Origin of the sequence: Novosphingobium sp. (genome assembly GCF_037133355.1) — a bacterium.
GTDB lineage: Bacteria > Pseudomonadota > Alphaproteobacteria > Sphingomonadales > Sphingomonadaceae > Novosphingobium.
Genome location: NZ_JBAXOI010000001.1, coordinates 331,421 through 350,165 on the forward strand (window position 1 = coordinate 331,421; position 18,745 = coordinate 350,165).

The window sequence follows — 18,745 nt, forward strand, 5'->3', positions numbered from 1 at the left end:
TGAGGGTCGGCATCGGCCCGCCGCGAAGCCGCGTCTCCCTGTCGCAGGTAGTAGAGGTTAGGGCGGCGTAAGGATATCTGTTGCACCCCGGTTAATGTAGACGGCGCAAGGCATCCTGATCTTGCAGGGAGGCGGATCATGGCAGTCCTCAATGGCACCACCAATGGCGATACACTGACCGGCACCGCACTGGCTGACATCATCAGCGGTCTGACCGGGATCGATATCCTGAAGGGGCTCGGCGGCAACGACACGCTCGACGGCGGGGCCGGCAATGACACCATGTATGGCGGTGCGGGCGATGACACCTACATTGTCGATTCGACCGGGGACAAGGTGATCGAACTGACCGGCGAGGGGATTGATCTCGTCAAGGCAAGTGTGAGCTTCACGCTGGGGGCCTTTGTCGAGAACCTGCTGCTTACCGGATCGGCCGCGCTCAACGGCACCGGAAACGCGCTGGCCAACTCGCTGACCGGCAACGGCGCCAACAATATCCTCACCGGGCTGGACGGTAACGACACCCTCGACGGCGGCGCGGGTATCGACCAGCTGATCGGCGGCAAAGGGCTGGATACGATGACCGGCGGGACCGGCAACGACCGCTTCGTGTTCGACGACGGCGACTTTTCCAGCAAGACCTCGACCGGTGCCGACGTGATTGTCGACTTCACGCCCGGGGACAAGATCGATCTCAGCCTGGTCGATGCGGTGAGCACGGCCACGGCCTACAACAAGCCTGGCGACCAGGCCTTCGTGTTTATCAATCACAATCGCTTTCATATCGAAACCGGGCGCGAGCTGCGCTATGACGTCTCGGGCGGCAATACGTACATCTACGGCTCGACCAACGGTGACGCGGTGGCCGACTTCTGTATCAAGCTGCTGGGCATCCATACGCTGACCGCCAGCGATTTCGTTCTTTAGGCAGTCGGCCCGGACTGCCCGCATCCGGAGCCTGAGTGATGATTGAATCCGACCCGCTTTCGCGCCGCACCGTTCTGGGCGGATTGGGGGCGGCGGCGCTTGCAGGCCTGGCCGCGCCCGCACAGGCTGCGGCTGCGCTCGATCTGGCGAAGTATCGCGGCAAGGTTGTCTATGCCGATTTCTGGGCCTCGTGGTGCGGCCCGTGCAAGCTGTCCTTCCCATTCATGCAACAGCTCGCAGCGCGCTATCCCGCCGGAGACCTTGCGGTTGTGACCATCAATCTCGACCGGCAGCGCGGGCCGGCCGATGCCTTCCTGCGTCAGGTCCGCTCCAGCCTCCCCGTGATCTACGACGCGGCCGGCGATATCGCGCAGGCGTGGAAGGTGGCGGACATGCCGACCTCTCTGGTGTTCGACCGCAAGGGGGCGATGCGCTTCCGTCATCAAGGCTTCTTCCCGGGCAAGGTGCGCGAGTACGAAGGCCATGTCGCACAGCTCGTGCGTGAGGGCTGACGGCGTGCGGCGGCTTGCCCGGCTCCTGGTTCTTGCCGCACTGCCGCTGCTCGGCGGTTGCGCGCATATCGGCGTCCAGCCTTGGCAGCGTGACGTGCTGGCGAGGAAATCAATGCAACTCGCGCGTGAGCCCGCCGTGATGGCCTTCGACGAGCACACCTATTTCAGCAAGGAAGCAGCCTCTGGCGGACGCAGCTTCGATGGCGGGGGCTGCGGGTGCAATTGAGCCGGGGCGGGCTGTCCGCTGCGCTGGGTGTGCTTGCGGGCACGCTGCTTGGTGCGCAAGGCGCGGCGGCACAATCCGATACCGGCACGCAGAACGCCTATGACCAGACATCGAGCGAAGTCGGCACTGTTGTCGCCGACGCCGCGCTGCTGGTCTATCAGGAGGATGACCACCGTGTCCGCGCGGTCGAGACTTCGAGCGGCCTGACCTGGAACGCGGCCAGCGGCATGGTCGTCTCGGGCAAGTTCACCTACGATTCGCTGACCGGGGCGACCCCCAACGGTTCGATCCGCTCGCGCTACGAGCAATCGTTCGTGCCGCCGCGCAAGACGCGTTTTATCGGCGGAGGGCTGGGAACCAATCCCGACACCCACACCGGATCATCGGGCCGCTACACCGTGGCACCGAACCAGCTGCCGGTGGACAAGGGCTTCAAGGACCACCGCGAGGCTTATGACCTCGGCGTCACGCTGCCGGTGAGTCCGACGCTCAAGCTCAGCGTGGGCGGGGCGGCTTCGTTCGAGACGGACTTTACCTCGTATTCTGCGCGCGCCTCGCTGGCAAAGGACCTCTGGAACAAGAACACCACGCTCTCGCTCGGCTTCAATTATGAGCGCGACAGTGTGAGGCCCTTCACCGGGGTGCCGCGGGCGCTTTCGTACATGGGCGACATGATCGTGGGGCATGCCAAGGTAAAGCAGGTCTACAGCATGGTCGCCGGGGTAACCCAGGTGCTCACGCCGCACTGGCTGGTGCAGCTGAACTACAGCTATGGCGACAGCCGCGGCTATCACACCGATCCTTACAAGATCTTCGCTCTGGTCGACACCGCCACGGGCGATCCCTTCTACTATATCTACGAGAAGCGGCCCAACCGGCGCGAGCGCAGCAGTGTCTATGCCGCAACCAAGTTCGCCCTCGGTTCGGCGGTCACCGATGCCTCTGTGCGCTGGTACCATGACAGTTGGGGCATCAATTCGATGACCTACGCGCTTGCCGAACACGCGCCGGTGGGACGAGCGGCGTATGTAGAGCCGGGGCTGCGCTTCTATCGCCAGACCGCAGCGCGCTTCTTTGCGCCCTATCTTGGTATCGATGTGCCGACGCCGCCCTTTGTCAGCTCGGACAGCCGCCTGGGGCGGTTCCATGCCTGGACGTTTGCGCTGAAGGGCGGGGTGCACATCACGCCGCGGCTCGAACTCTACGGCGCGGCGGAACGCTATGTGCAGGAAGGCCGGCGCTTTGACCGGTCCGCCCCCGGGGTGCTGGCTCGGACCGACCTTTTCACCGGTACCCGCTCGACCAGCCTGATCAGCGGGCTGCGCTACACATGGCGTTGATCCGCGGGAGCCTTTGATGGCCAAGCCGGCAAAACCTTCGGGGGTGCACAAGCATCGCTTCACCGCGATGGGTACACCGTGCGAAGTGCAGGTCGAAACGCGCAACAGCAAGCTCGCCACCGAACTGGCCCGGATCGGCGAGGCCGAGGCTCGGCGCATCGAGGAGAAGTACACCCGCTACAAACCGACGGGCATTGTCTGGGCGATCAACAACGCCGGGGGCCAGCCGGTCGAGGTGGACGAGGAGACCGCGGGCCTCATCGATTATGCCGGGCAGGTGCATGCGCTGAGCGAGGGGCGCTTCGATGTGACCTCGGGCGTCCTGCGGCGAGCGTGGAAGTTCGACGGATCGGACCGAGTGCCGGACGCGGAGCAGGTTGCCGCGCTCATGCCATTGATCGGCTGGGGCAAGGTGCGCTGGGAGCGGCCGCGCCTCACGCTGCCGCCGGGCATGGAGATCGATCTGGGCGGGATATGCAAGGAATACGCGGTCGACCGCGCGGCTATGGCGATGATGGCGCAAGGCGATTGTCCGGCGCTCGTTAACTTTGGGGGCGATCTGCGCACGACGCGCGCGAAGGCAAACGGGCGCTGGGCTGTCGCAATCGAATCGCTCGATCCGGCCAAGGCCGCGGGCGGTCTCCTGCACATCGGGGAGGGCGCGATTGCCACGAGCGGCGATGCCAAGCGCTTCCTGCTGCGCGGGGGCAAGCGCTACAGCCACATCCTCGATCCGCGCACCGGCTGGCCGGTTGAGGGCCCGCCGCGATCAGTAACGGTGGCGGCGCGCACCTGCGTTCAGGCCGGCACGCTCTCCACCCTTGCCATGCTGCTTGGCCCCGGCGCGGAAGCCTTTCTGAAGGCGGAAAAGGCCGAAGCCTGGGTGCTGTGGTAACCCGCGCGCTTTACCGTGGGTAACAACATGTCAAGGATCAGTGAGTTAGAGACCTGACTGCACAGCGGAGCGCGCTTGTGACCCGAATCAGCGGGTCTGCCGCGCGAGGGGAACAGGCTTGGCGCAGGAACAGGAGCTGCCGGGAGTGGCCCGGCAGGAACAGATGGGTGCGCCCCCCGGGTCGGAGCTTCGCTCCGCGCCGCGCTATGCCCTGCTGATCCGCACCGCCAAGATTGTTTCCGATGGCCGCGAATTCCTCTGCATCATCCGTGACGCTTCTTCCACGGGCGTGAAGATTCGGCTGTTCTCCCCGCTTCCCCAAGGCAAGGACTACGCCATCGAGCTGGTCACCGGCGATCGATACCCCGCCGAGCTGGTTTGGCAGACGGACGACTATGCCGGCCTGCACTTCCTTGAGGAAATTCCGGTCGAGCATCTGCTCGACGAAACCCGTGGCCGATATCCCCGTCGGCAAGTGCGGCTGCGAATCGCGCTGGACGGCGTGCTGCATTCGGGCGGTGAGGCGGTCACTGTCGCCTTCAAGGACATTTCGCAGCAGGGCGCCTGCGTGGAATGCGACAAGTGGCTTCTGATGAACGAGCTGGTGCGCGTCGAAACCGGGGTCACTCCGCCGCTCTATGCCAAGGTCCGCTGGCGCAGCCACCCGCGCTACGGCCTGATTTTCGAGCACACCTTCAAGCTCGACGAACTCGCGCGGCTCTCTGCGCCGCTTCAGCTTGCCCAGGCGCTCGAAGCGCACCGGTCGGCGAGCGAACAGCCGACCTCGCCCCGCCCGGTGTGAGGGCCTCTGCCGGGGTCGCGATTCGCTGTCCACGGCCTTCTCGTTAACTGTCTCTTAGCCATTTTCGTTCACTTCCGTTGCCAAGGCATGAACGCATCAGCGGGAGCAAGTGATGGGTAACGGTTTCACGGGCGTGCACGGGGACAGCAGCGAATACGATGTCGATGTGGCGATCATCGGCGCGGGGCCTGCGGGGCTGACGGCCGGCTACCTCCTCTCGAAGCAGGGCCTCAAGGTCGCGATCATCGAGAAGGACACGCGCTATGTCGGCGGCATCAGCCGCACGGTGGAGCACGAAGGCTACCGCTTTGACATCGGCGGCCACCGCTTCTTTTCGAAGTCGCAGCAGGTCGTCGACCTCTGGAACGAAATCCTGCCGGACGACTTCATCCAGCGTCCGCGCATGAGCCGCATCTACTACGAGGGCCGGTTCTACTCCTACCCGCTGCGCGCCTTCGAGGCGCTGCGCAATCTGGGGATCCTGCGCTCGACCAGCTGCATGGTGAGCTACGCCTGGTCGCGTGCCTTTCCGATCAAGGAAGTGAAGAGCTTCGAGGACTGGACGAGCAACCAGTTCGGCAAGAAGCTCTACTCGATCTTTTTCAAGACCTACACCGAGAAGGTCTGGGGCATGCCTTGCAACGAAATGAGCGCCGACTGGGCCGCGCAGCGCATCAAGGGGCTTTCGCTCGGCGCTGCGGTGCTTGATGGGCTCAAGCGCAGCCTCGGGCTCAACAAGCGCCCGAATGACGGCATGCAGACCAAGACCCTGCTCGAAACCTTCCGCTATCCGCGCCAGGGCCCGGGCATGATGTGGGAAGCCGCGCGCGACAAGATCGTTGCGGCTGGCAGCAACGTCCTGATGGGCCACGCGATGAAGCAGCTCGCCAGCGACGGCCAGGGCGGCTGGCGCCTTTCGGCGAGCCGCGCCGAGGATGGCGGCGAGACGGTGATCCGCGCCCGCCATGCGATCAGCTCGGCCCCCATGCGCGAGCTTGCCGCGCGCCTTCATCCGCTGCCGGAGTCGACGCTGGAAGCGAGCCGCCTCAAGTACCGCGACTTCCTGACGGTGGCGCTCAAGATCAAGAGCGAGGACCTGTTCCCCGACAACTGGATCTACATCCACGACAGCAAGGTCCGGGTCGGCCGCGTCCAGAATTTCCGCTCGTGGTCGCCCGAAATGGTGCCCGACGAGAGCGTGGCCTGCGTCGGGCTCGAATACTTCTGTTTCGAGGGTGATGACCTCTGGGCCTCGAGCGACGAGGACCTGATCAAGCTCGCGACGAAGGAAATGGACATCCTTGGTCTCGTTGATCCCGCAAAGGTCATCGGCGGCGCGGTCGTCCGTCAGGAAAAGGCCTATCCGGTCTATGACGACGAATATGCCGCCAATGTCGCCGCGATGCGCCACGAGCTGGAAGCCAGCCACCCGACGCTGCACCTTGTCGGTCGCAACGGCATGCATCGCTACAACAACCAGGACCACGCGATGATGACCGCGATGCTCACGGTCGAGAACATCCTCGCCGGTCACCGCGTCTATGACATCTGGTGCGTGAACGAAGACGCCGAGTATCACGAGGCTGGCAACGAGGGCGCGCAGGCCGCGATCCCCGCGCGCGCCGTTAGCGAGGACCAGGCCGCTGCGCTGGCTTCGGTACGCGACGTGCCGACGCGGATCGTGGCAGACGAAGTCGCCGCGAGCAAAGGCAAGGATCGCGCCGCCGCCTGACCGGCAGATCCCCTGCCTGTCCGTGACGTTCCAATGAACAGGATCCAGCCGTGACCGTGCTCGATATCGCTCCCATTCATCGCCTCCGGCAGCTTGTGCTGGCGCGGTATATTCTTGCCAGTGTGGGCGCGCTGGCGGTGGATATGGGCACGTTCCAGGCCCTGCTCTCCGCCGGCATCCAACCGGTCGCCGCCTCGGCGGTGGGCTACTCGATCGGCATTGCGGTTCACTGGATCCTCTCCAGTCGCAAGGTCTTTGCCGATCAGGTCGCATCGGGCGGCATCGCGCGCACCCGGCAGAAGGCGATGTTCGTTGTTTCTGCACTGATCGGGCTGGGTGTCACCACCATGATCGTCGGCGGGGCGAGCGCAGCGGGGCTTGATCCGCGCGTGGCCAAGCTCTGTGCCATCGTCGTCAGCTTCACCGTCACCTGGCTGCTGCGCAAACGCGTGGTGTTCCGCTGATGGCGACGCTCTACGCCGGGGGCGAGACGGCCCAGCCGCAGACCGTATCGGTCACCGATCCCGCCAAGGGCGCGCGCCTGCGCGTGATCGTTGCCTGGGCGCTGCTCGCGGCGACGATGATCCTTGTCAACTTCAAGCTCATCGCGACGCTGCGCTTCACCGATCCGGACGATGCGCTGCGCCTGCTGCAGGTGCGCGACCTGCTCGCCGGACAATCCTGGTTCGATGTTCACCAGTACCGAATCGCCGCGCCCGAAGGCGTGCCGATGCACTGGTCGCGGCTGGTGGATATTCCGATTGCAGGCATGATCCTGCTGCTGCGCCCGCTGCTTGGCACTGCAGGGGCCGAGTTTGTGACCGTGGTTGCGGTTCCGCTGTTCACCCTGCTGTGCGGCATGGCGCTGATTGGCCGGCTTGCAGCGCGTTGGTTCAACGATGAAGTCGTGGCGATGTCGTGCCTGATGATCGGGCTTTCGCCGCCGGTGCTGTGCCAGTTCACGCCCATGCGCATCGATCACCACGGCTGGCAAATCGTGCTGGCGCTTGCCGCACTGAGCGGGCTCCACGCCAAGACCGCGCTGAGGGGCGGCGCGGTGATCGGCGTCTCGCTCGCCGCATTGCTTGCCATTTCCATCGAGGGTCTGCCGCTCACCGCGCTGTTCCTGGGACTCTGCGCCTTGCGCGGCTTGCGGACGCCCGCCAGCCGCTTCGACTGGCTTCACGCCGCAACGCTGGGCCTGGCGCTCGGCAGTGCGGTGATTTTCCTTGCCACGCGCGGCAACTTCGACCTCTCGACCCACTGCGACGCCATTTCGCCGGTCCACCTGGCGCTGTTCGCATGGGTCGCGGCAGGCGCTGCGGCGCTGCGCTTCGCCACGCCGCGCACGCTCGTGGGGCAACTCGCCGGGCTGGGCGTGATGGGCCTTGGCGCGGCGGCGATCCTGTTCGGCGTGGCGCCAGAATGCCGAGGCGGCGCGTTCGTGATGCTCGATCCACTGGTCAAGCGCTACTGGTACGATTCGGTCGCCGAGGGCATGCCCTTCTGGCACACCAGTGCGCCGATGGCGGCAGCGATTGTTGCCGGGCCGCTGGTCGGGCTCTACGGCGTGTTCCGCCTTTGGCGCGAGGCCAAGGATGCGCCCACTCGCATGCTTTGGCTTGATCACATGCTGCTGCTCGCCGGCGCTTGGCTGATCGGCGTGATGGTGGCGCGTGCTTCGGCAACCGCGCTGGTCTTTGCCGCAGTGCCTGCCGCCGCGCTGATCCTCGGCTGGGTCTACCGCCTGCGCTCCGTGGCGATCCTGCCGCGCCTTGGCGGCTACGCCATGGTCGTCTCGCTCCTCGCGCCGGGGCTGCCGGTAGTGCTCGTGATGGGCGCGCTGAACCCGGCCTCGGCCAATTCTGCATCCGGCGGCGCGGTCGAGTCCGTCGCCGGGATCAAGGTCGGCGCGATGGGCATCTCGAAATGCCGCTATGACGTGGCGGGCGCTGCGCTGAACAAGCTTCCAGCGACAGACATCTTCGCACCGCTCGATATCGGACCGGACCTGATCGTGAAATCGCACGACCGCGTGGTCGCCACCGGCCACCATCGCGGTGCTTCGGGCATGCATGATGTGATCGCGGCATTCATGGCTCCGGCGGAGGAAGCCCATGCGCTTATCCGCAAGCGCCACGCTACGCTGATCGCGGTGTGCCCCGATATCTACGAGCCCGCTGTCTACGCCACCCGCGCGCCGAACGGCCTGATGGCGCAGCTGCTCCATGGCAAGGCGCCCGAATGGCTCCAGCCGGTAGATATCGCGCCGGGATCGAACATCCGCTTCTGGCGCGTCCTCAACTAGGCAGGCTCTTTGAGCGTGACCCAGACGGGCGCGTGGTCGCTGGCTTTCTCGCGCCCGCGATAGGCCTTGTCGACACCCGCACCCACCAGCCGGTCAGCCAGTTCAGGTGAGAGCAGCGCGTGATCGATGCGGAAGCCGTGGTCGCGCTGCCATGCGCCGGCCTGATAGTCCCAGAAGGTCCAGATGCCGCCGCGCGGGTGGTGCAGATCGATCGCGTCGATCCAGCCATCGTTGAGCAGGCGGCGATAGGCATCGCGTGATTCCGGCTGCATCAGCGCATCGCTCGCCATCGCGCGCGTGTCCCAGACGTCTTTGTCCTCGGGAATCACGTTGTAATCGCCGATCACGAGCGCGGGGACTTCTTCCGCTGCAATCGCCGCCATGCGTTTGCGCAGCCGCTCCATCCAGCGCAGCTTGTAATCGAACTTGGGGCCCGGCTGCGGATTGCCGTTGGGGAGATAGATGCACACCACGCGCAGGCCGAAGACATTTGCCTCAAGATAGCGCGAATGCTCGTCCTCGGGCTCCCCGGCAAGGCCGCGCTGCACTTCGATCGGCTTTGTGCCGTCCGCCAGGATGGCGACGCCATTGAAGCCCTTCTGCCCGTGCCAGATCGCGTGATAGCCGATTTTCTCGAACTCGGCGGCCGGAAAGTCGGCGTCCTGGGTCTTGATCTCCTGCAGGCAGGCGACCGAGGGCCGTGTCTCTTCGAGCCATTCGAGCAGGCGGGGCAGCCGCGCCTTGATCCCGTTGATGTTGAAGGAAGCGACCTTGATCGTCACACGGAGAAGCTCGCACCGCAGCCGCAGCCAGAAGCCGCTTGCGGATTGGTGACCCGGAACGCCGCACCGCCGAGCGATTCGACGTATTCGACGGTGGCGCCCGCGATCAGCTCGAGGCTCATCGCATCGACAAGGAGGCGCACGCCATCGGTCTCTGTGACGAGATCGTCGGCCTCGGGCTCACCCGCCATCTCGAACTTGTACTGGAAGCCCGAACAGCCACCTCCCTCAACCGCGAGGCGCAGTGCGGCGGGGCGGTTCTGCTTCGCCGCAATGGCGGCAATGCGCGCCGCCGCGCTGGGGGCGAGCGTCACGCCGGCGAGGGCAGGATCAGAGAGCGTTGTGGTCATGCACACAAGATAGGCTGCATGACCGGCCCGCTCAAGTCACGCCGTCTGGATATATTCCCTGAGAGCCTCGGCTTCGGCCTCGATCCGGTCGATTCGGTATTTCACCAGATCGCCGATCGAGACGAAGCCGACCATGCGGCCCTGATCGAGCACCGGCAAGTGCCGGATCCGCCGCCGGGTCATGAGGGCGAGCGCTTCGAGCGCGCTGTTCTCGGGTGACACCGAGATCACCGGCGCGGTCATGACATCACGCACGCGCATCTGCAGCGCCGCGGCGCCATGGGTCTTCAGCGCATAGAGCACATCGCGTTCGGAGAAGATGCCGGCAACCTCATTCCCGGCATCGGTCACCGGCAGGGCGCCAATCCGGCGCGTAGCCAGCGTATCAACAGCGTCGGCAACGAGATCGTCGGCATGGCAATGCCACACCTCTCCCGAACGGCCGGCGATCATCAGCGCGATCGACATGGCATCCTCCTCGTTTGTGCGCGGGAAGTCTTTGGAATGCTTGCCCGTCACCCGATCATGCCACCAAAGGGCAGGCGGGGAAAGCGATTGCCTTGGGCGGGCCGGACGCGCATGGAAACAGGCATGGCCAACCCCGTACGCCCCTCTCCGCTCGATGATCCGGAATATGCCGAGTTCGCGTGGGGTCGCTATTTCCGCGTGATGCGCGGTATGGGCCTGCTCACGCTCTGCGTGATGGCGGCCTCGGCCTGGTACCTCTACGAAGCGGTGGGGCCGGTCTCGATCCACCTCTATATCGCGGCGATGCTGGGCATCGGCTTCACGATGATGTTGATGGCGGCGCTGATGGGCCTTGTGTTCCTTTCCAGCGGCACCGGGCACGACGAAGCGGTCGACAACGGCCTCGAAGAGCATGTCGAAGATTGGTGGAAGTAAGCTATTCCGGCGGTGTTAGCCGGTAGTCCTCAACCGGAATGCCGCCGATCACGTGTTCCTGGATGATCCGTTCGAGCACGTCAGGCGTGCACGAGTGGTACCAGACGTTGTCCGGATAGACGAGCGCGACCGGCCCCGCTGCGCAGACGCGCAGGCAGCCGACCTTGTTGCGCAGCACGCCCTGCGGCCCACCCAGCTTGAGCTCGCCCAGCCGGCGCTTGAGGAAGTTCCACGCCGCGTCGCCTTCTTCACGCGGGGCGCACTTGTCCTTCTCGGGCCCGGCGCAGAGCAGGATGTGGCGCTGCGGAGCAAAGCCGCCCAGTCCGGCAACGGCCTGCCGCGCGAGCGTCAGTTCATCTGGCTTCAGCGAATCAGCCATGCATCGAGCCTTTCACGCAAGGCGGGATCGATCGGCTGCGGGCGTTCGCCATCGGTGAAGACGATGGTGACATGCGCGGTCGCCACCGGGCGGCCATCCTGCAGCAGCAACTGCCTCAGGCTCCAGCTGCTGCGCCCGCCGGGCAGCGCGCCGACGCGGCATTCAAGGCCTGCGGGGTAATAGGCCTGCGCGAGATAGTCGATGGTCACGTTCGCGACCATGAAGCGTGCGTCGTGGGTGTTGCGCGGCATGCCGACATTGGAGATGAAGCGCAGCCGCGCATCCTCGAACACCGCGGCCATGGCCACGTTGTTGATATGCCCGTTGGGATCGAGATCGGCAAAGCGCGTGGTGACCGCGTTGGCGAAGGGGTAGCGCGCGGGATCGAGCAGCGCGGGATCAGGTCTGGCCATGAAAGCGCCCTAACACGCGGGGGAGGACGAAATCAGCCCTTCTTGCCGACGATACGTGCGATTTCCGCTGCGACCAACTTTTCAACCATGGGCGGCAGATTGCGATCTAGCCATTCCGCCAGCTGCGGGCGCAGCATCTCGCGCACGAGGCTCTCGAGCGACGTTTCGCCCGAGCGGACAATCTGCGGCGAGGCGCCGGGGGCGGACAACATGGCGAGCGCGGCAAGCGAATCGCGCATCGAGGCGGTTGCGGTGTCCGCGAGGAGCGGGGCGTCCGCCTCCTCGTCGTCATCCGCACCGTCGGCCGCCATGTGGACGCGGTCTTCGCGCAGGATATGCGCGGCGACTTCGCTCAGGTCGAGAACATCCGCGGGGAAGGAGGCGGGCCGTCCCTGCGGGATGCCGGTGGAACGGGCTGCGACGCGAGGGGCAGGCTCGGCCGCGGCATCGCGGCGCACGCGTTCGCGGGCGGCTTCGGCGCGGTTGTCGCGCGCGATCACCTTCTTGATCGATTCGAGGATTTCCTCGACCGAAGGTTCCGAAGCCTGACGCATATTCATCCCCACAACAGCAACCGGGCCGAATCGGGCGGCCACAACAAAACCCTGTACCGTTATGGCACAGTCTGCGCTGGAATTGTTGCAGTTTGCGCGGGGCTGTCAACCGTGCGGGTGGACTTGGGCAGAGCCGGGGCATCAAGCGCCCAGTCAAACACCCGGCCGCGCACCCGGCGGTAGTTCACCTCGGGATCATAGAGCGAGGCGGCATCGAAGCCGAGATCGGCGGCCTGCGCCCGGCCCATCGCGGCAAGCAGATTGAACGAGGCGACATAGGCATTGCGCCGCGCGGATACGAGCCCGACCTGCGCGCGCAGCAGTTCCTGCTCGGCATCGAGGATGTTGAGGATCGTGCGATTGCCTACGGTATTCTCCGCACGCACACCTTCAAGGCTGAGCGCGGCGGCATCGACCGCGGTCTGGTTGAGCGTGGTCACGTCGTTCGCCGCGCGCCACTGGGTGAAGGCGGAGCGGACATTGGCGATCACCTGGCGCTCTGCCGAGATTTCCAGTTCCTGCGCGGCAGTCGCGGTGGCTTGCGCCTGGCGCTGGCGCGCGGCGGGAAGACCGCCCTGGAACAGCGGAATCGTGGCGCGTATCCCGGCTTGCGCGGTAGTCTGGCTCTGCGCAAAACCGGTGCCGCCAGCACCGCCGCCGAGCGTGCCGAAATAGGTCGAGTAATCGCCCGAGGTGTAGAGCGAGATCGTCGGGAAACGGCTGGCGCCTGCCGCTTTGGCGTCGAAGCCCGCAGCTTTAGCGCGTTCGCGTGCTGCAATGAGATCGGGGTTGTTGTCGAGCGCCACCTGTACCGCTTCCTCGGGACTCGCGGGCAGGCCGGCAAGTGGCGGTGGCGGTTGGAGATCGATCGGCGCCAGCCCGACGACCTGCACATAGCGCTCGCGGCTGGCGATCAGCGCCGCTTCGGCGCTGCGCAAATCGGCGCGGGCGAGGGCAAGACGCGAATTGGACTGCGCGACGTCGGTGCGCGTCACGTCGCCGATCTCGAAGCGGTCACTGGTTGCCTTGAGGTTGACCTCGAGCACCTGGACGTTGTTGCGATTGAGGCCGACAGTCGCGGCATCGCGGATTACGTCCATATAGGCGGCGACAACCTGGCTGAACACGCCGGCCTCGGTGCCGCGAAGGCCCGCCTGTCCCGCCTCGACCCGAATCTTGGCCGCCGCCAGCGAATTGCGCACGGCCCCGCCCGAGAAGATCGGCATGGAGAGAGTCGGGTCGACAGCGAAGGACCGCTTCGGCGCAAGGAAGCTGTTTGGCCCCTGCTTGAGGTATTCGGTGTAGTTCGCCGTGCCCGAAAGGCTGGGCAGTCCCGGTGCGCGGGCGATCGGAACACCCTCATCGGTCGCCCGCTGGGTGGCACGCGCAGCGGCGAGATCGGGGTTGGTCGCATAGGCCGCAGCAAGCGCACCCTGCAGATCGTCGGCCTGCGCCGGGGCGGCGCCGACAATGGCAATGGCGAGCGCCGCAAGCGCGGGGCCGGCACGAAGGGCGCGGATCATGGGGGTCAGAAGCTCCACTTGGGGCGCGCTGCAAAGGCCGCCAGCGGGGCGAAATCGGCTTCGGCCAGCACGGTGAGGGCGAGCGTTTCGCCTACCTTGCGGCCGAGCGCGAGGCGTGTGACGCCGCGTTCGACCACGCCGGTCACCAGACGGCCCTCGGCCGCGACGACGCCGGCAAGCGCTTGCGGCACGTCCTCGATCGCGCCATCGATCAGCACGAGCGAATGCGCGCCCGTCGCGGCCCAGTCTGCGGAGACGGGTACGAGCGTGACCTTGGCAGCGAGCTTTTCGGCCAACGCGGCGAGATAGCCACCGGGAGCGCCGATCACCAGCACGCTGTCATCGGCGGTCGGCTCGGCTGCGGTGAGCATCTGGCCATAGGTGAGTGCCGGGGCAAGTACCGCGCCGTCCTCGAGTGTGACTGCGCGATCCGCATAGGCGACCGGACGCCGCGCTGCTGGCACGAAGTCCTCGCGCGGCACGGCGAGGAAAGCGGCGAGGATCGCCGGGTCGTTGATCCCGCTCACGCGCAGCTGGCTGTCGACCATCGCACGGCGCGCGGCCTCGACATTGGCATCTGCAACCATCGCGCGCTCTTCCACTACCGTCATGAATTTCCTCGTTCGTCAGCCGGGCAGCACTGCCTGCTTGCCGCCAAGTGCCGTCTGGTGCTTGGATTTCAGCCCTTAGAATATCGTCTTCGGCGCGCCAAGCGCTTTGCATGACGCTGGTCGATGGCTAAACCCCGGTTCATCGATCCGGGCCCGCCAGCAAGACGGGCCCGGCACAGCACAAGGACACGAGTGGCCATGGCCGACATGACGACGATCCGCGAGGAAGACCTCATCGAAAGCGTGGCCGACGCGCTGCAATACATCAGCTACTTCCACCCGATGGACTACATCCGCGCGCTGGGTGAAGCTTACGAGGCCGAAAAAGGTCCGGCGGCGAAGGACGCGATCGCGCAAATCCTGACGAACAGCCGCATGTGCGCCGAAGGGCACCGCCCGATCTGCCAGGACACTGGCATCGTCAATGTCTTCGTGAAATGGGGCCAGGACTGCCGGCTGGAGAGCGACAAGAGCCTGCAGGAGGTTGTCGATGAAGGCGTGCGCCGCGCCTATCTCGATCCCGACAACAAGCTGCGCGCCTCGGTGCTGGCGGACCCCGCCTTCACCCGCCGCAACACGCGCGACAACACGCCCTGCGTGCTGCATGTCGAGATGGTGAAGGGCCGCAAGGTCTCGGTCGATGTCGCGGCCAAGGGCGGCGGGAGCGAGAACAAGTCCAAGTTCAAGATGATGAACCCCAGCGATTCGATCGTCGACTGGGTGGTGGAGATGCTGCCGCAGATGGGCGCAGGCTGGTGCCCGCCGGGCATGCTGGGCATCGGTATCGGCGGCACGGCGGAGCATTGCATGCTGCTCGCCAAGCAGGCGCTGATGGAGCCGATCGATATGGCCCAGCTCAAACTGCGCGGGCCCCGGAACGATATCGAGGCGCTGCGCATCGAGATATTCGACAAGGTCAATGCGCTGGGCATCGGCGCGCAGGGCCTCGGCGGGCTTTCGACCATCCTCGACGTCAAGATCATGGACGCGCCGTGCCATGCGGCCGGCAAGCCGGTGGCGATGATCCCCAATTGCGCTGCCACACGCCACGCGCATTTCTCGCTCGACGGTTCAGGCCCCGCCTTCCTCGAGCAGCCCAAGCTCGATGAATGGCCCGACGTGCACTGGACGCCCGACGTCGCGGCAAAGCGCGTCAATCTCGATACGCTGACGGCCGAGGACGTGCAGGGCTGGAAGCAGGGCGACCGGCTTTTGCTCAACGGCAAGATGCTCACCGGCCGCGATGCAGCGCACAAGCGTATTCAGGACATGCTGGCCAAGGGCGAGGAGCTTCCGGTCGAGTTCAAGGGCCGCGTGATCTACTACGTCGGCCCCGTCGATCCGGTGCGCGAGGAAGTCGTCGGTCCTGCCGGCCCGACCACCGCCACCCGCATGGACAAGTTCTCCGACATGATGCTGAACCTCGGGCTGCTCGCCTCGGTCGGCAAGGCGGAGCGCGGCATTGCGGCGACCGAATCGATCGCCAAGCACAAGTCGGCCTATCTCATGGCCGTGGGCGGCGCGGCCTATCTCGTCAGCCGCGCGATCAAGCAATCGCAGGTCGTGGGCTTTGCCGATCTTGGCATGGAGGCGATCTACGAATTCACCGTGGAGGACATGCCGGTGACGGTTGCGGTCGATTCGACCGGCCAGAACGTGCACCGGCTGGCGCCGCTGGTTTGGCAGAGGAAGATCGCCGAGGAGGGGCTGCTGACAGCCTGATCGGAGCGATGGCCGTTCGACCAACCGCTGACCGGGTTCGACCGCCCGGCTGGCGCTTTCGGGCCGATTGGGCCTAGAAGCGATCGGATGGCCACGCTTCCTGCCGATATTGCCGCCGAACCGTCGCAGCGCCCGCACGTGCCCGCGCGGGCGGTTCTGCTGTCGGCGGCGGCGCTGTGGCTTACGTATTTCGTGCTGATTACCTTGCGCGGGATCGTGGTTGATCTCGGCGAGTTCCAGGAGCTGCTCTGGCGCCGCGCAGTGGTCACGCTCGCGGGCATCGCGGTAACGCTGCTTGCCTGGCCGGTGCTGCGCCGGTTCGACGGACGCAGCAACGGCGCGCGCATTGCGGCAGCGCTCATCATCATGCTGCCCGCCGCGCTCGCGCTTGCCGTGATCAACCAGCAATGCTTCGCGCCGGTCGAGCAGAAGCTGATCGAGCGTGAGGCGCGGGCGGCGCAGCAGCAGGCCGAGGCTGCCGCCAAGGCGATCCGTGCGGCGCAGACTGCAGCACCGCTCGCCGCGCCATCCGCCGCAGTGCCGCTGCCCGTGCCTGCAGTGCGGGTGCGTCATGATGTTTCGGGTAACGTGCTGATCGACATCTCCGATCCGCCGCTGCCGCCCCCCGCACCACCGGCCCCGCCCGCGCCGCCAGCCGATCCGGCACCGGAGGAGGCTGTCGCGAACAGCGCCGAGCCGAACTCGATCATCACCGCCCCCGGCGGAGTAGCCATCATCCGGCGCGCCGATGGTACTGCCGAAGTGCGCGTGGGTAACCGCCGCTTCGAAACCGACACCGACCAAGCCGACGAACTCGCCGACGAACTGGCCGAAGCGCAGCGCGAAGTCGCCGAGGCACAGCGCGAGATGGAGCGGGCGCAGGACGAGGCCCGGCTTTCCGCCGCGCAGGCCCGCCTCGCCGGGATCGACGCGGTGCGCTGGAACGTGCTGCGCGGCCTCGCCGATGCAGGGCTTATCACCGAAAAGGAAGTGCCGCCTGCCCCGTCCGGCGCGGTCGGCGAAGCAGTCAAGGAAGTGCGCGCGCGAGGGGTCAAGGAACACAAGGCGCGGGCGGGGCCACGCCCAACGGCTCGTCACGCGGCGCTGCGCCCGTCCGCCAGCGCATCCCCAGCGGCGGTGCCCCTGCCCGCCGCAGCGGCTAGCTCTGCCCCTGCTTCCGGACCCGCGCCTGCCGCCACCGACGGCGAAACGCAGATGCACGCCGCAATCATCACCAAGATGATCGAGGACGAGGGGCTCTGGAAGCAACTCACCGATGTCGCGCTGGGGCGCTACTTCCTGCTCATCGCCTGGGCCGCGCTCTATCTGGCGCTGGGAAATGCCGAGATGGCACGCGCCTCCGAACGGCGCGAGGGCGAGTACAAGCGCGCGGCAAAGGCTGCGGAGCTGCGTTCGCTGCGCTATCAGGTCAATCCGCACTTCCTGTTCAACACGCTGAACTCGCTCTCGGCGCTGGTCATGGTCGGCCGCAGCGAGCAGGCGGAGAAGATGATCCAGACGATCTCGAGCTTCTACCGCCACAGCCTGGCGGGCGATCCCACCGCCGATGTGCCGCTGGCCGACGAGATCGCCCTGCAGCGGCACTATCTCGAAATCGAGGCGGTGCGCTTTCCCGAGCGGCTGGTCACCGAGTTCGACGTCCCCGATGCGCTCGCCAATGCTTGCGTGCCGGGCATGATCCTCCAACCGCTGGTCGAGAACTCGATAAAGTACGGCGTTTCGGCGAGCACCCGGCCGGTGACGATCCGTATCGCGGCGCAGGAAGCTGGCGGCAGGCTCGTGCTCACCGTGGCGGACGACGGGCCGGGCAAGACCGGCGAGAACGGGGGCACCGGGATCGGTCTTGAAAACGTGCGCAATCGCCTCGCGGCGCGGTTCGGCGAGGAAGCGCGGGTCGAAAGCGGACCGCTTCCCGCCGGGGGCTATGCCACGTTGCTGACGATCCCGCTCGTTCGCAACCGCTGTGATTGAGAAGGGAGGCTCCATGCGCACGCTGATTGTCGATGACGAACCGCTCGCGGTAGAGCGCATGCAGATCCTCTGCGCGCGCATCCCGGCGCTCAGCGTGGTCGGCACAGCGAGCGACGGCGCCGCCGCGCTGCGCCTGTGCGAGGCCCTGGAGCCTGAACTGGTGCTGCTCGACATGACCATGCCCGAAGTCGACGGCCTCGGTGTCGCGCGCGGCCTTGCCCGCCAGTCGCCGCGCCCGGCTGTGATCTTCGTGACGGCGCATGACCATTTCGCGGTCGAGGCGTTCGATTGCGATGCGGTGGACTACGTGCTCAAGCCCGTCGCGCAGGACCGCCTCGAACGCGCGGTCGAACGCGCGCTGGCCCGGCGCGATGCAGGCGCGACGGCAGCTGAAGCGCCGGCAGAAAGCCCGTGGATCGAGGAATTCTGGGTGCCGCATCGCAGCGAGCTGGTCCGCATCGCGGCAGATGATATCGACCGCATCGACGCCGAGCGCGACTATGTGCGGCTTCATGTGGGTCAGAGGGACGGAGGCGGGCGCAGCTACCTCTTGCTGCACACCATCCAGCGCCTCGAAGACCGGCTCGATCCCGAACGCTTCATCCGCCTCCACCGCTCGACCATCGTGCGGCGAGACCGGATCGCGGGGCTGAAGCACGACGGGCTGGGCGTGTGGTCGGCGCAGCTGGCGGATGGCGAACTGCTGCGCATCGGGCGGACCTATCTGGCGAAGGCCAAGGCGATGGCGGGGCGTTAAGCGCGTCGTCAGGCGCG

At 66.2% G+C, this 18,745-nt stretch carries 20 protein-coding genes and 1 pseudogene; 13 read left to right on the plus strand and 8 right to left on the minus strand.

Annotated features, from left to right (window positions below; genetic code table 11):
- Positions 1-138: 138 nt before the first annotated feature.
- From WCL10_RS01680 to WCL10_RS01720, 9 genes are all read left to right on the plus strand, one after another.
- Positions 139-927, plus strand: coding sequence for a M10 family metallopeptidase C-terminal domain-containing protein (locus WCL10_RS01680; RefSeq protein ID WP_336893870.1), 789 nt, complete (start codon positions 139-141; stop codon positions 925-927).
- Between the two features lie 38 nt (positions 928-965).
- The gene (locus tag WCL10_RS01685) at positions 966-1,439 is read left to right on the plus strand and encodes a TlpA disulfide reductase family protein (RefSeq protein WP_336893871.1); all 474 of its coding nucleotides are present in this window, start codon (positions 966-968) and stop codon (positions 1,437-1,439) included.
- A gap of 4 nt (positions 1,440-1,443) precedes the next feature.
- The gene (locus WCL10_RS01690; RefSeq protein WP_336893872.1) at positions 1,444-1,665 is read left to right on the plus strand and encodes a DUF4266 domain-containing protein; all 222 of its coding nucleotides are present in this window, start codon (positions 1,444-1,446) and stop codon (positions 1,663-1,665) included.
- Positions 1,656-3,005 carry a DUF3570 domain-containing protein gene (locus tag WCL10_RS01695; RefSeq protein WP_336893873.1) on the plus strand — a complete coding sequence of 450 codons (1,350 nt, stop codon included), beginning with the start codon at positions 1,656-1,658 and terminating at the stop codon, positions 3,003-3,005. The genes WCL10_RS01690 and WCL10_RS01695 overlap by 10 nt, the downstream gene beginning before the upstream one ends.
- Before the next feature lie 16 nt (positions 3,006-3,021).
- Entirely contained in the window at positions 3,022-3,900 is an 879-nt protein-coding gene (locus WCL10_RS01700; protein WP_336893874.1) for an FAD:protein FMN transferase, read from the plus strand.
- A gap of 163 nt (positions 3,901-4,063) precedes the next feature.
- Positions 4,064-4,702, plus strand: a complete 639-nt coding sequence (locus WCL10_RS01705; protein ID WP_336893875.1) for a PilZ domain-containing protein — start codon at positions 4,064-4,066, stop codon at positions 4,700-4,702.
- A gap of 112 nt (positions 4,703-4,814) precedes the next feature.
- On the plus strand, positions 4,815-6,434 hold the full coding sequence (locus tag WCL10_RS01710) for an NAD(P)/FAD-dependent oxidoreductase (protein ID WP_336893876.1): 1,620 nt from the start codon (positions 4,815-4,817) through the stop codon (positions 6,432-6,434).
- Positions 6,435-6,484: 50 nt separating this feature from the next.
- The gene (locus WCL10_RS01715) at positions 6,485-6,898 is read left to right on the plus strand and encodes a GtrA family protein (RefSeq protein WP_336893877.1); all 414 of its coding nucleotides are present in this window, start codon (positions 6,485-6,487) and stop codon (positions 6,896-6,898) included.
- On the plus strand, positions 6,898-8,742 hold the full coding sequence (locus WCL10_RS01720; RefSeq protein ID WP_336893878.1) for a hypothetical protein: 1,845 nt from the start codon (positions 6,898-6,900) through the stop codon (positions 8,740-8,742). The genes WCL10_RS01715 and WCL10_RS01720 overlap by 1 nt, the downstream gene beginning before the upstream one ends.
- Here the strand turns inward: WCL10_RS01720 and xth are convergent.
- From xth to WCL10_RS01735, 3 genes are read right to left on the minus strand one after another with little or no spacing between them, the layout of a single operon-like run.
- Positions 8,739-9,518 carry an exodeoxyribonuclease III gene (gene xth, locus WCL10_RS01725; RefSeq protein ID WP_336893986.1) on the minus strand — a complete coding sequence of 260 codons (780 nt, stop codon included), beginning with the start codon at positions 9,516-9,518 and terminating at the stop codon, positions 8,739-8,741. The genes WCL10_RS01720 and xth overlap by 4 nt on opposite strands.
- A 2-nt stretch (positions 9,519-9,520) precedes the next feature.
- A complete protein-coding gene (locus WCL10_RS01730; protein ID WP_336893879.1) occupies positions 9,521-9,874 on the minus strand; it encodes an iron-sulfur cluster assembly accessory protein in 354 nt (117 codons plus the stop codon).
- A gap of 36 nt (positions 9,875-9,910) precedes the next feature.
- The gene (locus WCL10_RS01735; protein ID WP_336893880.1) at positions 9,911-10,342 is read right to left on the minus strand and encodes a CBS domain-containing protein; all 432 of its coding nucleotides are present in this window, start codon (positions 10,340-10,342) and stop codon (positions 9,911-9,913) included.
- Between the two features lie 123 nt (positions 10,343-10,465).
- On the opposite strand from WCL10_RS01735, the gene WCL10_RS01740 reads away from it, so the two are divergent.
- On the plus strand, positions 10,466-10,777 hold the full coding sequence (locus tag WCL10_RS01740) for a hypothetical protein (RefSeq protein ID WP_336893881.1): 312 nt from the start codon (positions 10,466-10,468) through the stop codon (positions 10,775-10,777).
- A 1-nt stretch (position 10,778) separates the two neighbouring features.
- On the opposite strand, the gene WCL10_RS01745 is transcribed toward WCL10_RS01740, so the two are convergent.
- Genes WCL10_RS01745 through WCL10_RS01765 form a run of 5 tightly spaced genes read right to left on the minus strand, consistent with a single transcriptional unit; the run spans position 10,779 to position 14,257 of the window.
- Entirely contained in the window at positions 10,779-11,156 is a 378-nt protein-coding gene (locus tag WCL10_RS01745) for a (2Fe-2S) ferredoxin domain-containing protein (RefSeq protein WP_336893882.1), read from the minus strand.
- Entirely contained in the window at positions 11,141-11,569 is a 429-nt protein-coding gene (locus tag WCL10_RS01750) for a thioesterase family protein (protein WP_336893883.1), read from the minus strand. Before WCL10_RS01750 ends, WCL10_RS01745 begins: the two co-directional genes overlap by 16 nt.
- A 32-nt stretch (positions 11,570-11,601) precedes the next feature.
- The gene (locus tag WCL10_RS01755) at positions 11,602-12,123 is read right to left on the minus strand and encodes a DUF2497 domain-containing protein (RefSeq protein ID WP_336893884.1); all 522 of its coding nucleotides are present in this window, start codon (positions 12,121-12,123) and stop codon (positions 11,602-11,604) included.
- Positions 12,124-12,182: 59 nt separating this feature from the next.
- Positions 12,183-13,646, minus strand: coding sequence for a TolC family outer membrane protein (locus tag WCL10_RS01760; protein ID WP_336893885.1), 1,464 nt, complete (start codon positions 13,644-13,646; stop codon positions 12,183-12,185).
- Between the two features lie 5 nt (positions 13,647-13,651).
- Positions 13,652-14,257: a protein-L-isoaspartate O-methyltransferase gene (locus tag WCL10_RS01765; RefSeq protein WP_336893886.1), complete on the minus strand. Its 606-nt coding sequence runs from the start codon at positions 14,255-14,257 to the stop codon at positions 13,652-13,654.
- A 198-nt stretch (positions 14,258-14,455) separates the two neighbouring features.
- Between WCL10_RS01765 and WCL10_RS01770 the strand changes: the two genes are divergently transcribed.
- From WCL10_RS01770 to WCL10_RS01780, 3 genes and pseudogenes are all read left to right on the plus strand, one after another.
- Positions 14,456-15,979, plus strand: a complete 1,524-nt coding sequence (locus tag WCL10_RS01770; RefSeq protein WP_336893887.1) for a fumarate hydratase — start codon at positions 14,456-14,458, stop codon at positions 15,977-15,979.
- Between the two features lie 1,260 nt (positions 15,980-17,239).
- Positions 17,240-17,971, plus strand: a pseudogene (locus tag WCL10_RS01775) (histidine kinase); the annotation flags it as partial.
- A gap of 13 nt (positions 17,972-17,984) precedes the next feature.
- Positions 17,985-18,728, plus strand: a complete 744-nt coding sequence (locus WCL10_RS01780) for a LytTR family DNA-binding domain-containing protein (RefSeq protein ID WP_336893888.1) — start codon at positions 17,985-17,987, stop codon at positions 18,726-18,728.
- Positions 18,729-18,745 lie beyond the last annotated feature (17 nt).

What these genes read in the sequence shown, in the direction of transcription:
- WCL10_RS01700 (WP_336893874.1), top strand. Translation starts at nt 3,022, where the DNA reads ATGGCCAAGCCGGCAAAACCTTCGGGGGTGCACAAGCATCGCTTCACC.
- WCL10_RS01710 (WP_336893876.1), top strand. Translation starts at nt 4,815, where the DNA reads ATGGGTAACGGTTTCACGGGCGTGCACGGGGACAGCAGCGAATACGAT.
- WCL10_RS01740 (WP_336893881.1), top strand. Translation starts at nt 10,466, where the DNA reads ATGGCCAACCCCGTACGCCCCTCTCCGCTCGATGATCCGGAATATGCC.
- WCL10_RS01770 (WP_336893887.1), top strand. Translation starts at nt 14,456, where the DNA reads ATGGCCGACATGACGACGATCCGCGAGGAAGACCTCATCGAAAGCGTG.
- WCL10_RS01765 (WP_336893886.1), bottom strand. Translation starts at nt 14,257, where the DNA reads ATGACGGTAGTGGAAGAGCGCGCGATGGTTGCAGATGCCAATGTCGAG.
- WCL10_RS01680 (WP_336893870.1), top strand. Translation starts at nt 139, where the DNA reads ATGGCAGTCCTCAATGGCACCACCAATGGCGATACACTGACCGGCACC.
- WCL10_RS01780 (WP_336893888.1), top strand. Translation starts at nt 17,985, where the DNA reads ATGCGCACGCTGATTGTCGATGACGAACCGCTCGCGGTAGAGCGCATG.
- WCL10_RS01685 (WP_336893871.1), top strand. Translation starts at nt 966, where the DNA reads ATGATTGAATCCGACCCGCTTTCGCGCCGCACCGTTCTGGGCGGATTG.
- WCL10_RS01735 (WP_336893880.1), bottom strand. Translation starts at nt 10,342, where the DNA reads ATGTCGATCGCGCTGATGATCGCCGGCCGTTCGGGAGAGGTGTGGCAT.
- WCL10_RS01750 (WP_336893883.1), bottom strand. Translation starts at nt 11,569, where the DNA reads ATGGCCAGACCTGATCCCGCGCTGCTCGATCCCGCGCGCTACCCCTTC.
- WCL10_RS01745 (WP_336893882.1), bottom strand. Translation starts at nt 11,156, where the DNA reads ATGGCTGATTCGCTGAAGCCAGATGAACTGACGCTCGCGCGGCAGGCC.
- WCL10_RS01720 (WP_336893878.1), top strand. Translation starts at nt 6,898, where the DNA reads ATGGCGACGCTCTACGCCGGGGGCGAGACGGCCCAGCCGCAGACCGTA.
- WCL10_RS01755 (WP_336893884.1), bottom strand. Translation starts at nt 12,123, where the DNA reads ATGCGTCAGGCTTCGGAACCTTCGGTCGAGGAAATCCTCGAATCGATC.
- WCL10_RS01760 (WP_336893885.1), bottom strand. Translation starts at nt 13,646, where the DNA reads ATGATCCGCGCCCTTCGTGCCGGCCCCGCGCTTGCGGCGCTCGCCATT.
- WCL10_RS01730 (WP_336893879.1), bottom strand. Translation starts at nt 9,874, where the DNA reads ATGACCACAACGCTCTCTGATCCTGCCCTCGCCGGCGTGACGCTCGCC.
- WCL10_RS01705 (WP_336893875.1), top strand. Translation starts at nt 4,064, where the DNA reads ATGGGTGCGCCCCCCGGGTCGGAGCTTCGCTCCGCGCCGCGCTATGCC.